Here is a 13,733-nt window from a genome sequence, read left to right as displayed (position 1 = left end):
CGACCCGCCCCTGCGAATGCGCCTCATCGACAGGTGCCGGGGAGCGCGCCGTCCCTACACTGGACGGCATGGAATGGCTCGTCCCGCTCATCGTCGTCGTCGCGCTCGTCGTCATCCTCGGGGTCTACCTCTGGGCGACGTACAACTCGCTGGTCACCCTCAACGTCCGCGTGGACGAGGCGTGGAGCGACATCACCGTCCAGCTGAAGCGCCGCGCGGATCTGATCCCCAACGTGATCGACTCCGTGAAGGGCTACGCCTCGCACGAGCGCCAGGTCTTCGAGTCGGTGACGCAGGCTCGCGCCGAGACGCTACAGGCCCGGGGCCCGGCGGAGGCGTCGGTCGCCGAGGACCACATGCAGAGCGCTCTGAAGTCGATCTTCGCGGTCGCGGAGGCGTACCCCCAGCTGCAGGCGAGCCAGAACTTCCTCCAGCTGCAGGGCGAGCTGGTCGACACCGAGGACAAGATCCAGTCGGCCCGGCGCTTCTACAACGGCGGCGTACGCGAGATGAACACCAAGGTGAAGGTCTTCCCGAACACGCTCTTCTCGCGCCGGCTCGGCTTCTCGGAGCGCGAGTTCTTCGAGGTCGGCGATCTCGCCGCGATCTCGGAGCCCCCGCGCGTCCAGTTCTAGGCAGCCGCCGTGTACAGCGCGATCGCCCGCAACAAGCGCAACACGGTCCTGATCCTCGTCCTGTTCCTGGCGATCATCGGCGGCCTGGGCGCCCTGGCGGCAGCGGTCTACCGCAGCACGACGATCGTCGTGGTGGTGCTCGTGATCGCCGCCGGGTACGCGTTCTTCCAGTACTTCTTCGCCGCTCGCCAGGCGGTCGCGCTCAGCGGCGGCGTGGCGGTGGAGAAGGCGGACGAGCCGAGGCTCTACCGCATCGTCGAGAACCTCTCGATAGCGACGGGCACGCCGATGCCGAAGGTGTACCTGATCGACGACCCGGCGCCGAACGCGTTCGCGACCGGCCGTGATCCCGAGCACGCCGTCGTCGCCGCGACGACCGGCCTGCTCGCGATCATGGACGACGCCGAGCTGGAGGGCGTGATGGCCCACGAGCTGGGCCATGTCCACAACTACGACATCCGCGTCTCGATGATCGTCTTCGGTCTCGTCGTCGCGGTGGGCTTCCTCTCGGACGCCTTCCTCCGCCTGGCCTTCTTCGGGCGGGGCGGCAACGGCAACGGCGGGGGCAACCCGGCACTCCTGGTGGTCGGGCTGGTGTCGATGGTCCTCGCGCCGATCGTCGCCTCGGTCGTGCAGCTCTCGATCTCCCGTCAGCGCGAGTACCTCGCCGATGCGACCAGCGCACTGACGACCCGTCACCCCGACGGCCTCGCCCGCGCCCTGCTGAAGCTCGAGTCCGCGGGCCGGCCGATGCAGCGGCAGAACAGCTCGATGGCGCACCTCTGGATCGCCGACCCGTCGAAGCCGGGAGTGGTCGCGCGCCTCTTCGCGACCCACCCGCCGATCGCGGATCGCGTCGCCCGCCTCTCCGAGATGGGCTCGCGCTTCTAGCAGGCCGATCCGGCCGACGCCCCGTCGACGATCGCCGCCCCGCACCGCCTCCCGCTTCGGCCAGAGGTGCGCCCGTCACCGTGCCGGACGGGACCTCACCCGGTCGGAGCCGCGAGCGGACCGCCGTCGACGGTCGTCAGGTACTCGGCGAAGACCGGCGCCGGGTCGATGCCGCTCGCGGCCGCGTCAACCAGCGCCCGCCGGACCAGGGCGAGGACGACGGTGGCCAGGACGGCCGCCCGGTGCGGGGACGTGCGGCCGAGTCCCATCCGCTCCGCGAGGAACGGCGTCAGCGCCTCCTCACCGTCGTGCAGCGACTGCGCCCAGACGGCGCGCATCGCCGAGGTCTCGGTCAGCAGGGGGATCAGCCGGAGGGTGCGGTCGAGCTGGGGACCGGAGGCCGCCGCGGCGAAGGCGTGACCGAGCGCCGCGTTCAGCGGCTCGGCGGCCGGGCGCTCGAGGAGGGCGCGTCCCATCGCGGCGATCGCGGCGGCGAGCACCGGGCGCACGCAGTCCTCCTTCCCGCCGAGGTACCGGTGGAAGGTCCGGAGGGAGACGCCGGCTGCGTGGGCGAGCTCGCCCGTGCCGACCCCGACGACGCTCCCGCGCTCGAGCAGACGGGCGACGCAGCGCTCCGAGAGCGCCAGCGCCAGGACGCCGCCGGGCGCGCTCACGCGATCCTCCGCAGTGCTGCGGCGAGGGCGGCCGCGAGGTCGCCGCGACCGACGACCTCGACGGCGTCGAGGCCCTGCCAGGCCGCCGCCTCGACCAGCAGCGCGGCGAGCCGCTCCGGCGTGTCGGCCGGGGCCACCGGCTCGAGCCAGGCGGCCTGCACGAGGAGGACCCGGCGCTTGCGCTCGCTCTTGAGGTCGACCCGTGCGGCGATCACGTCGTCGAGGAGCACGGGGAGGACGTAGTAGCCGTGGACCCGCTGCTCGGCCGGGGTGTAGATCTCGATCCGGTAGTGGAAGCCGAAGAACAGCTCGGCCCTCGGCCGGTGCCAGACCACGGGGTCGAACGGCGAGAGGAGCGCGTCCGCCCGGAGCGTGCGGGGGCGTCGGGCGTCGACGTGCCGCCAGAGCGGCACGGGTCGCCCGCCCCGCTCCCAGCCGCGCACCTCGACGCGCTCGAGCTCGCCCGCCTCGACCAGCTCGTCGATCGCGACGCGCGTGGGGGACTGGAGCAGCCGGTGGTAGTCGGCCAGGTCGCCGAGGGTGCCGATCCCGTGGGCCCGGGCCGCCCGGCGCACGAGCTCGCGGACGGCGTCGGGGAGGGGCACGTCGGCATCGAGCACCGCGCTCGGGAGGAGCCGCTCGGCGAGACCGTAGGAGCGCTCGAAGCGCGTGCGCCCCGCCGTCACCACCTCGCCCCAGCGGAACAGGACCTCGAGGCCGCGCTTGATGTCGGACCAGCCCCACCAGGGGCCCGTGCGGACGTTGGCCTCGTGCTCGATCTCGGAGGCGCGGAGGGGACCGTCGGCGAGCGCGGCGCGGAGCCAGTCGAGGGTGGCGCGGTTCTCGTGGGCCCAGCCCTCGTGCTCGGGCAGGCGGACCCGGCGGTAGTGCTCCATCCGCCAGCGGTAGAGCGGGAGGTCCTCGCGGCGGACGAGGGCGGCCTCGTGGGCCCAGTACTCGACGTAGGAGCCGTCGGGGGAGAAGGCCGCGGCGTCGAGGAGGGAGCGCTCGTAGGGGCCGAGCCGCGCGAGCAGCGGAAGGTAGTGGCTCCGCTCGAAGACGTTCACCGAGTCGAGCTGGAGCGGGCGGATCCCGTCCACGGCGGCGCGCACCCGGCGCCCGTCGACCCGGGAGGGACGGGGGACGCCGAACCCCTGCGCCGCCAGGGCGATGCGGCGCGCCAGCGCGGGGGAGAGCTGCTCGGTCATGGTCCGCCCACGCTAGCGAACGCCCCCGACATCGCCGTCTCCGATTCGGCCCCCGGCGTTCGCCCGGCATTCACCGCCGCGCTCCCTCGCCGTCTCGCGGCGCTCCTACCGTGCCCGAGGCCGTCCCACCGGGGCGGCCCACCCGACTCCTGGAGGACCCTTGACCATTCAGCGCCTGTCGCGCACCGCCGCGGTCGCCGCCGCCGGCACCGCCCTCGTCTTCACGCTCTCGGCCTGCTCCGGCGGCGCCACCGCCTCGTCCGACGGCGGCGGCGCGGACGCGGCGTCCGCCACATCCGCCGCGGACCTCGGCGGGCTGGACGCCCTGGTCGAGGCCGCGAAGGCCGAGGGCGAGCTCAACGTCATCGCCCTGCCCGACACCTGGGCGAACTACGGCGAGCTGATCAGCGGCTTCGAGGACGAGTACGGCATCACCGTGAACTCCGCCGACCCCGACGTCTCCTCCGCGGAGGAGATCAGCACGGCGGAGAACCTCGCCGGGCAGGACACCGCTCCCGACGTGTTCGACCTGGGGCCGGCCGTCGCTCTGGCGAACACGGACATGTTCGCGCCGTACAAGGTCGAGTCCTGGGACGACATCCCCGAGGGGAACAAGGAGGAGTCGGGCCTCTGGGTGAACGACTACACCGGCCTGATGTCGATCGGGTTCGACGCGGCCGCGGTGCCTGCGCCCACGTCGCTCGAGGACCTCCTCGGCGCCGACTACCGCGGCTCGGTCGCGATCAACGGCGACCCGACCCAGGCGGGAGCCGCCGCGGCCGCAGTGCAGCTCGCGGCTCTCCAGTCCGGCGGCTCCGCCGACGACGTCCAGGCGGGGATCGACTTCTTCGAGAAGCTGAACGACGCCGGCAACTTCCTGCCGCTGGACCCGACCGACGCCACCATCGCCTCGGGCGAGACCCCTGTCGTCTTCGACTGGAGCTACAACAACCTCGCCGCCGGGAAGGCGAACGAGGGCACCCGCGAGTGGACGACGACCGTCCTCCCGGGCTCCGCCGTCGGCAGCTACTACAACCAGGCGGTCAACGCCGACGCTCCGCACCCCGCGGCCGCGCGGCTCTGGCAGGAGTACCTCTACTCCGACGCCGCGCAGAACCTCTACCTCGCCGCCGGCGCCTACCCGGTGCGCCTGGCCGCGATGACCGAGGCCGGCACGGTCGACCAGGACGCGCTCGACGCCGTCGGCGCCGCTCTCTCCGACCTCGTCCAGTTCACGGAGGAGCAGACCGAGGCGGCCTCGTCGCTCCTCGCCGAGAAGTGGGCCGCGGCGATCCAGTGACCACCGCTCCCGCCGAGGCCGTCTCCGGGGCGTCTGCGCCCCGGGGACGGCGCGGCACCCCGGCCGTGCTGGGCGTCGCCCCCTTCGCGCTCTACGTCCTGCTGTTCCTGGCCGTCCCCACGGTCCTCGCAGTGGCGACCGGATTCACGGACGGAGACGGCCGCTTCACCACGGCGAACGTGCTGGCGCTCGGGGATCCCGTCGTGCTGTCCGCCTTCGGCGCGTCGCTCGGGCTCTCGGCCGTGACCGCCGTCGTCGGCGCGGTGCTGGGCGCGGTCGTGTGCCTGGCCCTGCTCGGCTCCGATCCGCGCGGGGCGCTCCGAACCGTCGTCGATGCGGCGGCGAGCGTCCTCGCGCAGTTCGGCGGTGTGATGCTCGCGTTCGCCTTCATCGCGACGATCGGCGTGCAGGGGCTGGTGACCACCCTCCTCGCGGGAGCGGGCGTCGACCTGTACGCCGACGGCGTGTGGCTCTACCAGCTGCCCGGGCTCGTCCTGCCCTACCTCTACTTCCAGGTGCCCCTGATGGTGCTCACGTTCCTGCCCGCGCTCGAGGGTCTGCGCCCGGAGTGGGCCGAGGCGAACGCGGTGCTCGGCGGGGGCCGGCTCGGCTACTGGCTGCACGTCGCCCTCCCGGTGCTGGCGCCGTCGTTCCTCGGCTGCGTGCTGCTGCTGTTCGCGAACGCGTTCTCCTCCTTCGCCACCGCGGCGGCGCTGATCAGCCAGGGCGCGCAGATCGTCCCGCTGCAGATCCGCGCCGCGCTGGTCAGCGAGACGGTGCTGGGCCGCGAGAACTTCGCGGGCGCCCTCGCGCTCGGGATGCTCGCGGTGATGGTGGTCCTGATGTCCGGGTACGCGCTGCTGCAGCGCCGGGCCCGGCGGTGGCAGCGATGAGGCCCGCGCGGCTCCTGTCCGGGGCGGTGCTCGTGATCACCGGGCTGGTGTTCGCCGTTCCGATCGTCGCGATGGCGGAGTTCACGCTCCGCGGCGCCGGCGGCCACGACCTCTCGCACTGGACGGCGATCCTCGACCCGGAGAACGAGCGCGCCTACCGCTCGCTGTTCCAGGGGATCGGAAACTCACTGGTCCTCGCCGTCGTCACCGCCCTCATCGTCCTGGTCCTGCTGGTGCCGACGATGCTGCTCGTCGAGATCCGGCTCCCGCGCCTGCGCCGGGCTCTGGAGCTGGTCTGCCTGCTCCCGCTGACCGTGCCCGCCATCGTCCTCGTCGTCGGCCTCGCGCCGGTCTACTCCGTGGTCACCGAGCTCGCCGGCTCCGCGCCGTGGACGCTCGCTCTCGCCTACGGGGTGCTGGTCCTGCCCTACGCCTACCGCGCCGTGGCGGCGGACCTCGCCGGTCTCGACGCCGTGACGCTCTCGGAGGCGGCCCGCTCGCTCGGCGCGGGCCCGCTCGCGGTGCTCGGGAGGGTCCTCCTGCCGAACCTGCGCCGGGGCCTGGTCGCGGCCGCGCTGATCACCGTCGCAGTCGTTCTCGGCGAGTACACGATCGCCTCGCTCCTCAGCCGCACCACCCTCCAGACCGGCCTGGTGCAGGTGTCGAAGTCCGACGCCTACGTCGCCGTGATCTTCTCGCTGCTCTCCCTCCTCTTCGCCTTCGCCCTCCTGATCGGGATCGGCCGCCTCGCGCGGATCGGCCTGCCGACGGGCCGGGCGCGTTCCTCGAAAGGCTCCTCGTGACCGCTCTTACCCTCCCCGGCGCCCGCGTGCGCTTCGTCGACGTGGAGCGGCACTACGGCTCCGCGCGAGCGCTCGACGGCGTCTCGTTCGACGTGGCCCCGGGTGAGTTCATCGCGCTGCTCGGCCCCTCCGGCTGCGGCAAGACCACAGCCCTGCGCGCCCTCAGCGGTCTCGAGCGGATCGACGCGGGGCGGATCCTCGTCGACGAGGAGGACGTCGCCCACGTCCCCGTCGCGAAGCGCGACATGGGCATGGTCTTCCAGTCGTACTCGCTCTTCCCGCACCTGCGGGCGCGCGAGAACGTCGAGTTCGGGCTGCGCACCCGGGGAGTCGGGGCGCGCGAGCGCCGGGCGGCCGCGGGGGAGGCGCTGGAGGTCGTGGGCCTCGGCGCCCTCGGCGACCGCTACGCGCACGAGCTCTCCGGCGGCCAGCAGCAGCGGGTGGCGCTCGCGCGCGCCCTCGTCACGCGGCCGCGGGTGCTGCTACTGGACGAGCCTCTGTCGGCACTGGACGCGAAGGTCCGCGTCCAGCTGCGCGACGAGATCAAGCGCCTGCAGTCCGAGATCGGCATCACCACGTTCTTCGTCACGCACGATCAGGAGGAGGCGCTCGCCGTCGCCGACCGCGTCGCGGTGATGAACGCCGGGCGGATCGAGCAGCTGGGTGCACCGGAGGACCTCTACGCGCGCCCGGCGACCGCCTTCACGGCCCGCTTCGTCGGCCTCTCGACGGTGGTCGCGGGGACGGTCTCGTCGGGATCGGTCCTCGCGCTCGGTGTGCGCCTGCCGCTCGTCGACGCGGCGGCGGCCGACGGGCCCGTGTCGGTGTTCCTCCGCCCCGAGGACCTCGCCGTCGTGGCCGACGGCGCTCCCGACTCCCTGCCCGGAGTCGTCCTCGCCTCGAGCTTCCTGGGGCCGGTGCGGCGCTCGACAGTCCGGCTGTCGACGGGCGAGGAGGTCACCGTCCAGCACGCGTCGGGGCACCGCCTCGAGCCGGGGGAGCGGGTCGGCGTGCTGCCCGCGCGGCGCCCGGTCGCCGTCGGTCCGGCACCGGAGCAGGCGGCGGTCGGCGCCGCCGCATGAGCACTCCCCGGGGATACCGCGCGGGGTATGCGCCGGGGCCTAGTCTGGGCAGATGAGACTCGGCAGGTCCCGCCGCACCTCCGGCCCGCGCGCCGTCCAGCCCGCCGCGCCCGCCGCCCCGGCCGCCCCCTCCCGGCCCGCTCCCGTCGCCGATTCGGCCTTCGTGAGCGACGGGATGCGCATCGCCGGCGCCTGGGCCTGGCGCGTCCTCGTCGTGGTCGCGGCGCTCGCGGTGCTGGTGCTGCTCGTCATCGAGCTGCGGCTGATCGTCATCCCGCTCCTGCTCGCGATCGTGATCGCCGCCCTGCTCGTGCCGTTCTCGAGCTTCCTCCAGCGCCACCGCTGGCCCAAGTGGGCCGCCGTCGTCCTGGCGGAGCTGGGGATCGTCGTGGTGATCGGCGGGCTCCTCTTCCTCGTCGTCACCCAGGTCTACTCCGGCTTCGACGATCTCAGCCGGCAGACGGTGCAGTCCTACGACGACTTCAAGGCCTTCCTCCTCGAGTCGCCGCTCCACCTCACCGAGACCGACATCAACCAGTACGCGCAGCAGGCGCTCACGGCCCTGCAGCAGGACTCGGGGATGCTGGTCAGCGGCGCGCTCAGCGTCGGCTCGACCGTCGGCCACCTGCTGACGGGCGTGCTGCTCACCCTCTTCTCGACGCTGTTCATCCTCATCGACGGGCCGAACATCTGGAGCTGGGTCGTCCGCCTCTTCCCGCGCCGCGCCCGCGGAGCCGTCGACGGCGCCGGTCGCGCAGGGTGGGTGACGCTGACCAACTTCGTGAAGGTGCAGATCCTGGTCGCCTTCGTCGACGCGGTCGGCATCGGCCTCGGCTCCTTCCTCCTCGGCGTCCCGCTGGCCATCCCGATCGGCGTGCTCGTCTTCCTCGGCTCCTTCGTGCCGGTCATCGGCGCCGTGGTGACCGGGGCGCTGGCCGTCTTCATCGCGCTGGTCTACAACGGACCGCTGATCGCGCTCTTCCTGCTGATCGTCGTCCTCGCGGTGCAGCAGCTCGAGGGCCACATCCTCCAGCCGCTGATCATGGGGTCGGCGGTCAAGGTCCACCCGCTGGCCGTCGTGCTCGCTGTGGCCGGAGGCTCGATCATCGGCGGCATCGCCGGCGCCTTCTTCGCGGTGCCCGTCGTGGCCACGCTCAACGTCATGGTCAAGTACGTCGCGAGCGGAGCCTGGCGCTCGCCGACCCGAACCCCCGAGAGAGTTGCCGCAGAGCATGCAGACTAGCCGCGTCGTCGGACCCGCCCTCCACGAGTTCGAGGCGGCCCGCGCCGTCCTCGCCCCCGTCATCGCCGCCACCCCCATGGAGACGAGCACCTTCCTCGCGCAGGTCCTCGGCTCGCCCGTGTTCCTCAAGTGCGAGAACCTCCAGCGCACCGGCTCCTACAAGATCCGCGGTGCCGTGTTCCGGATGTCGCGGCTCACCCCGGAGGAGCGGGCCCGCGGAGTCGTGGCGGCCTCGGCCGGCAACCACGCGCAGGGCGTCGCCTACGCGGCGCGGGAGCTGGGGATCAAGGCCACGATCTTCATGCCGATCGGCGTCGCGCTGCCCAAGCTCGCGGCCACCCGTGACTACGGCGCTGACGTGGTGCTGAGCGGGCACATCTTCAACGAGGCGCTCGCGGCGGCGGCGGAGTTCGCCGAGCGCACCGGCGCGGTCTTCGTTCCTCCCTACGACCACCCCGACGTGATCACCGGCCAGGGCACGGTCGGCCTCGAGATCCTCGAGCAGGCCCCCGCCGTCGAGACCATCGTGGTGCCCATCGGCGGGGGCGGCCTCATCGCCGGGGTCGCATCGGCGGCCAAGCAGAAGGCGGCCGAGGAGGGGCGCACGCTCCGCGTCATCGGCGTGCAGGCGGCCAACGCGGCGCCGTACCCGCTCTCGCTCGCGAGCGGCGAGCCGACCGCGATCACGATCTCTCCGACGATCGCCGACGGCATCGCCGTGGCGAAGCCGGGGCAGCTGAACTTCGCGATCGTCCGCGAGATGGTGGACGAGGTCGTCACCGTCGAGGACGACGACATCGCCCGGGCTCTGCTGGTGCTGCTGGAGCGGGCGAAGCTCGTGGTGGAGCCCGCGGGCGCGGTGGGCATCGCGGCGATCCTGACGGGGAAGATCCGCGACGCCGGAGCGACCGCGGTCATCCTGTCGGGCGGCAACATCGATCCGCTGATGATGGAGCGGGTGATCAGCCGGGGCCTGGCCGCGTCGGAGCGCTACCTCAAGATGAGCATCGGGCTGCCGGATCGTCCGGGGCAGCTGTCGCGCATCGCGGAGCTCATCTCGGAGGCGAATGCGAACGTGGTCGAGGTGCTGCACACCCGGCACGGCCGGGGCCTGCAGATCAGCGAGGTCGAGATCGAGATCAGCGTCGAGACCCGCGGCCCCGAGCACGCCGACCGCGTCATCCAGGTCCTCACCGACGCCGGCTACGCCCCCCGCATCTCCCGCAACTGACCGCTCGAGGGCGCCGCGTCCGCGATCCCGTCGCGATTCCGGCGCCCACGGTCCGGGGAAGGCGGTTCGTCCGTCGCGGCGTTCCCGGTACAGCGGGGAAGTAGCCGATCACGGCGATCACGGCGATCTCGCGTCCTCCGCCGTCGCCGCGAAGCCGGCGCCCCCCGTCTGGAGAGGGCTGATCGTGTGTCGCGGCGTTCTCCGCAAGGCGGAGGAGGAAGCCGGTACCGGCGGTATCGCGCCCGACGCTGTCGCCGCGAAGCCGGCGCCCCCCGTCTGGAGAGGGCTGATCGTGCGTCGCGGCGTTCTCCGCAAGGCGGAGGAGGAAGCGATACCGGCGGTATCGCGCCCGACGACAACGCCGCGGAGAGCGCCGCGACGTGCGATCAGTGGCCGGACCAGGTCTCGACGTTGGCGACGCGGACCTCGATCTCCCGCCCGTTGGGTGCCGTGAAGCGGGCGGTGTCGCCGACGTTCAGGCCCATGATCGCCGATCCGAGGGGGCTCTGGGGGCTGTAGACGTCGAGGTCGCTCTCGCCCGCCATCTCGCGGTTGCCGAGGAGGAAGCGGGACTCGTCGCCGGCGATCTCGGCGGTGATGATGGTGCCGGCCTCGACGACTCCGTGGCTCTCGGGGGGCGTGCCGATCTCGGCTTCGCGGAGGAGCGAGGTCAGCTGGCGGATGCGGGCCTCGATCTTGCCCTGCTCGTCCTTCGCGGCGTGGTAGCCGCCGTTCTCCTTCAGGTCGCCCTCCTCGCGGGCGACCTCGATGCGCTTGGCGATCTCCTCGCGTCCGTTGGTGGACAGCTCGGTGAGCTCCGCCTCGAGGCGGTCGTACGACTCCTGGGTCATCCAGGTCACCTGTGACTGGTCGGCCATGGTGGGCTCCTGCTCTGCGGGCCGCGCTCGCGGCGCCCGGCAGCACCGTGCGGAGGTGTCCGCGTCCGGCGGTGGGGACGGTCGGCGTCAGGCGGCGGTGGGAATGGCGAGGCCCCGACGAGTCCGTCAGGGCTTCGGGCAAGCCTACGGGAGCCAGCAGGAGGAGATCAAACCTGTGTTCGCGAGCTCGGTGGTGCGGACGGTCTCCGTGTAGGAGCGGAAGCGCTCCGTCGTGGCGGGGTACTCCACGACCAGCCAGCCGACCACGGCGGACTGCTCGTTGAGGGCCTGGACCGCGCAGGCGACCTCGCGGCCGACGGGCGCGGTGAGGTCGAAGGAGACGGTGACGGTGCGGTCGTCCACGACCTGGTGCGCGGTGTCCTGGACGTCCACCCCGCCGCGTGCTCCGTCGAGTCCGGCCCAGACGACCCAGGCGGCGAAGACGGCGACGAAGGCGAGCGCGACGCCGCCGAAGAGCCAGCGGTTGCCGCGGCGGGTGCGCGTCGTGCGGCCGTAGCGGGTGGCGAGGGGTCCGGCGGCGCGGACGGCGTCCGGATCGAGCGCGGGCGCGGCGGCTCCCTCGACGCTCTCGGACGTGCGGGCGGCCACGGAACTCCCTGGGTGATGCGTCTACTCTGGACGGGTGGCGCGCGTCCTTCGCGGACGGGAGCGCCGATCCCATTAAACCCCGAGGAATCGAGCGATCGTGTCCCAGGCCGTCGAGGTCTCCGTCGATTCGGAGGTGCGGGACACTCCGCGCCTCCTCGCCGTGCACGCCCATCCTGACGACGAGTCGAGCAAGGGCGCGGCGACGCTGGCCGCCTACGCCTCGCGGGGCGCCGAGGTCATGGTGGTCTCCTGCACCGGAGGCGAGGCCGGCTCCGTGCTGAACGAGGGCCTCGAGGCCCGCGCGCACGCCGAGCGCGACATCGGCGGCCTCCGCCGGTACGAGATGGCGGCCGCTCGCGAGGCGCTCGGCGTCGAGCACGCCTGGCTCGGCTTCGTCGACTCCGGCATGCCCGAGGACGGGAAGGTCGACGCAGCGTCGTTCGCGGGCCTGCCGCTCGCCACGGCCGCCGCTCCGCTCGTGCGCCTGGTCCGCCGGTTCCGGCCGCACGTGATCATCAGCTACGACGAGAACGGCGGCTACCCGCACCCCGACCACATCCGCGCCCACCAGGTCGCCGTCGAGGCGTACCGCGCGGCGGGCCTCGCCGAGGAGTACCGGGGCACGGGCGCTCCGTGGTCGATCTCGAAGCTGTACTACGACCGCGTCTTCAGCGGCCAGAAGCTGCGGGCGATCGCCGAGCACCTGCGCTCGATCGACCCGGAGGACCCGCGCCTGTCGGTCTTCGAGGAGATGAAGCGCTGGAACGAGGACACCCCGTACCTCGCGACCACGCGGGTCGTGATCTCCGGCTTCCACGATCGGCGCGATGCGGCCCTGCTGGCCCACGCCAGCCAGGTCGCTCCGGACAACGCCTTCTTCTTCCTCCCGCACGAGGCGATCGACGCCGCCTGGCCGACCGACGACTTCCAGCTCGTCGAGAGCCGGGTCGACGCGCCGACGCCCGAGACGGATCTCTTCGCCGGTCTCGACCTGGCCGAGCTCGCCCCGGGCCCGACCGCGGTCGTCCCGCCGATCGCTCCCGACCCCGAGCCCTCGGGGGACGCCCCGGTGTCCCCGGAGCCCGACGGCTCCGGCGTCGTCGTCGCCGACGAGGTGCGCGCGTGATCGCCGGGCTGCTCGAGGGCGCCCAGCGCGCCGTCGTCCTCGCCTCCACGACGGTGCCGACCCCGGGTCCCGAGTTCAACGAGGACACGGTCACGCCGGGCCTCTTCGGCTTCATCACGATGCTCGTGATCGCTCTGGCCGCCGTCCTCCTCGCGCTCGACATGGTCCGGCGCGTGCGGCGCACCACCTACACCGCCCAGGTGAAGGAGCGGCTCGACGCCGAGGAGGCGGAGCGCAACGAGGGCTGAGCCCGGGCTGCACCGGTGGGCCCGGGCCCTGCTAGGCGTTGTAGGCGGGGTGGAGCGAGACGATCAGCGCTGCCGTCCAGTGGCAGAGGAACGCCACGGCCGTGAGCGCGTGGAAGATCTCGTGGAAGCCGAAGACGCCCGGGACCGGGTTGGGCTTCTTGATCCCGTAGATCACGGCGCCCGCGGAGTAGCAGAGCCCGCCGGCGAGGACGAGCACCATCATCGTCGCGCTGGCCTCGAAGAGCGGACCGAGGTACATCACGGCCGCCCAGCCCAGCAGCAGGTAGAGCGGCACGTAGAGCCAGCGCGGCGCCCCGATCCAGAAGACGCGGAAGCCGATCCCGAGCAGCGCCCCCGCCCAGACCAGGACCAGCAGGAGCGTGCCCTGCGCGGGCGGCAGGGCGAGCACGGCCAGCGGCGTGTAGGTGCCGGCGATCAGCAGGAAGATGTTGGCGTGGTCGATCCGCTTGAGGATCATCTTCGTCCGCGGCTTCCAGTCGAAGCGGTGGTACAGAGCGGAGTTCCCGAAGAGCAGGAGCGACGTGGTCGCGAACACCGCGGCCGCCCACTTCGCCGCGGTCCCCTCCGCGACCACGATCAGCACCACTCCGGCGACGATCGCGAGCGGGAAGAGGCCGGCGTGGATCCAGCCGCGCCAGGTGGGCCGGGCCTCCGCCGAGGAGTCGTGCTCGATCGCGTCCTCGACGAGGGGGAGGGCGGGCAGGTCCGGGCCGTCCGCTCCGACGGCGTCTCTGCCGCGGACAGTGCGGGCGCGGGGATCGGACGGGGGAGGCGTCGGCCGCTGGCTCATGCCGGACAGACTACGACGCCGTCCCGGGCCGACGCCGAGCGCCGCCGGGCTTCGAGGAGCGCCCCGGGTCGACTACCGTGTCACTGTGCCGAAGCCGAGAC

The 13,733-nt window shown here is 72.8% G+C and carries 15 protein-coding genes; 10 read left to right on the top strand and 5 right to left on the bottom strand.

What is annotated here, in order from left to right; translation table 11 throughout:
• Positions 1–68 precede the first annotated feature (68 nt).
• Both C5C54_RS01205 and C5C54_RS01200 read left to right on the top strand, forming a co-directional pair.
• Positions 69–635, top strand: a complete 567-nt coding sequence (locus tag C5C54_RS01205; RefSeq protein WP_104287622.1) for a LemA family protein — start codon at positions 69–71, stop codon at positions 633–635.
• Positions 636–644: 9 nt separating this feature from the next.
• Positions 645–1,526, top strand: coding sequence for a M48 family metalloprotease (locus C5C54_RS01200; RefSeq protein WP_104287621.1), 882 nt, complete (start codon positions 645–647; stop codon positions 1,524–1,526).
• A gap of 95 nt (positions 1,527–1,621) precedes the next feature.
• Here the strand turns inward: C5C54_RS01200 and C5C54_RS01195 are convergent, their stop codons facing one another.
• Both C5C54_RS01195 and C5C54_RS01190 read right to left on the bottom strand, forming a co-directional pair.
• On the bottom strand, positions 1,622–2,200 hold the full coding sequence (locus C5C54_RS01195; RefSeq protein ID WP_104224435.1) for a TetR/AcrR family transcriptional regulator: 579 nt from the start codon (positions 2,198–2,200) through the stop codon (positions 1,622–1,624).
• Positions 2,197–3,408, bottom strand: a complete 1,212-nt coding sequence (locus C5C54_RS01190) for a winged helix-turn-helix domain-containing protein (protein ID WP_104287620.1) — start codon at positions 3,406–3,408, stop codon at positions 2,197–2,199. The genes C5C54_RS01195 and C5C54_RS01190 overlap by 4 nt, the downstream gene beginning before the upstream one ends.
• A gap of 160 nt (positions 3,409–3,568) precedes the next feature.
• Between C5C54_RS01190 and C5C54_RS01185 the strand changes: the two genes are divergently transcribed.
• The 6 genes from C5C54_RS01185 to ilvA are packed head-to-tail and all read left to right on the top strand — an operon-like array spanning position 3,569 to position 9,960.
• Positions 3,569–4,708, top strand: coding sequence for an ABC transporter substrate-binding protein (locus C5C54_RS01185; protein WP_104287619.1), 1,140 nt, complete (start codon positions 3,569–3,571; stop codon positions 4,706–4,708).
• The gene (locus tag C5C54_RS01180; protein WP_104287673.1) at positions 4,705–5,601 is read left to right on the top strand and encodes an ABC transporter permease subunit; all 897 of its coding nucleotides are present in this window, start codon (positions 4,705–4,707) and stop codon (positions 5,599–5,601) included. The genes C5C54_RS01185 and C5C54_RS01180 overlap by 4 nt, the downstream gene beginning before the upstream one ends.
• The gene (locus C5C54_RS01175; RefSeq protein WP_104287618.1) at positions 5,598–6,404 is read left to right on the top strand and encodes an ABC transporter permease; all 807 of its coding nucleotides are present in this window, start codon (positions 5,598–5,600) and stop codon (positions 6,402–6,404) included. Before C5C54_RS01180 ends, C5C54_RS01175 begins: the two co-directional genes overlap by 4 nt.
• The gene (locus C5C54_RS01170; protein WP_104287617.1) at positions 6,401–7,486 is read left to right on the top strand and encodes an ABC transporter ATP-binding protein; all 1,086 of its coding nucleotides are present in this window, start codon (positions 6,401–6,403) and stop codon (positions 7,484–7,486) included. Before C5C54_RS01175 ends, C5C54_RS01170 begins: the two co-directional genes overlap by 4 nt.
• A gap of 52 nt (positions 7,487–7,538) precedes the next feature.
• Positions 7,539–8,729 (top strand): AI-2E family transporter, encoded by a 1,191-nt coding sequence (locus C5C54_RS01165; RefSeq protein ID WP_104246634.1) that lies wholly within the window; start codon positions 7,539–7,541, stop codon positions 8,727–8,729.
• Positions 8,719–9,960, top strand: a complete 1,242-nt coding sequence (ilvA, locus tag C5C54_RS01160; protein WP_104224429.1) for a threonine ammonia-lyase — start codon at positions 8,719–8,721, stop codon at positions 9,958–9,960. Before C5C54_RS01165 ends, ilvA begins: the two co-directional genes overlap by 11 nt.
• Before the next feature lie 386 nt (positions 9,961–10,346).
• On the opposite strand, the gene greA is transcribed toward ilvA, so the two are convergent.
• Together greA and C5C54_RS01150 are read right to left on the bottom strand one after the other, a co-directional pair.
• On the bottom strand, positions 10,347–10,838 hold the full coding sequence (greA, locus tag C5C54_RS01155) for a transcription elongation factor GreA (protein WP_104225519.1): 492 nt from the start codon (positions 10,836–10,838) through the stop codon (positions 10,347–10,349).
• Between the two features lie 144 nt (positions 10,839–10,982).
• Positions 10,983–11,447, bottom strand: coding sequence for a DUF4307 domain-containing protein (locus C5C54_RS01150; RefSeq protein ID WP_104232767.1), 465 nt, complete (start codon positions 11,445–11,447; stop codon positions 10,983–10,985).
• Between the two features lie 97 nt (positions 11,448–11,544).
• Here C5C54_RS01150 and mca point away from each other — a divergent pair, with 97 nt between their 5' ends.
• Together mca and C5C54_RS01140 are read left to right on the top strand one after the other, a co-directional pair.
• Positions 11,545–12,573 (top strand): mycothiol conjugate amidase Mca, encoded by a 1,029-nt coding sequence (gene mca, locus C5C54_RS01145; RefSeq protein WP_244229458.1) that lies wholly within the window; start codon positions 11,545–11,547, stop codon positions 12,571–12,573.
• A complete protein-coding gene (locus tag C5C54_RS01140) occupies positions 12,570–12,821 on the top strand; it encodes a hypothetical protein (protein WP_258063166.1) in 252 nt (83 codons plus the stop codon). The genes mca and C5C54_RS01140 overlap by 4 nt, the downstream gene beginning before the upstream one ends.
• A 31-nt stretch (positions 12,822–12,852) precedes the next feature.
• On the opposite strand, the gene C5C54_RS01135 is transcribed toward C5C54_RS01140, so the two are convergent.
• Positions 12,853–13,632: a hemolysin III family protein gene (locus tag C5C54_RS01135; protein WP_104287616.1), complete on the bottom strand. Its 780-nt coding sequence runs from the start codon at positions 13,630–13,632 to the stop codon at positions 12,853–12,855.
• Positions 13,633–13,733 lie beyond the last annotated feature (101 nt).

This window comes from Rathayibacter sp. AY1F2, from assembly GCF_002930885.1.
GTDB lineage: Bacteria > Actinomycetota > Actinomycetes > Actinomycetales > Microbacteriaceae > Rathayibacter.
This window is presented reverse-complemented; position numbering and strand designations above follow the sequence as displayed.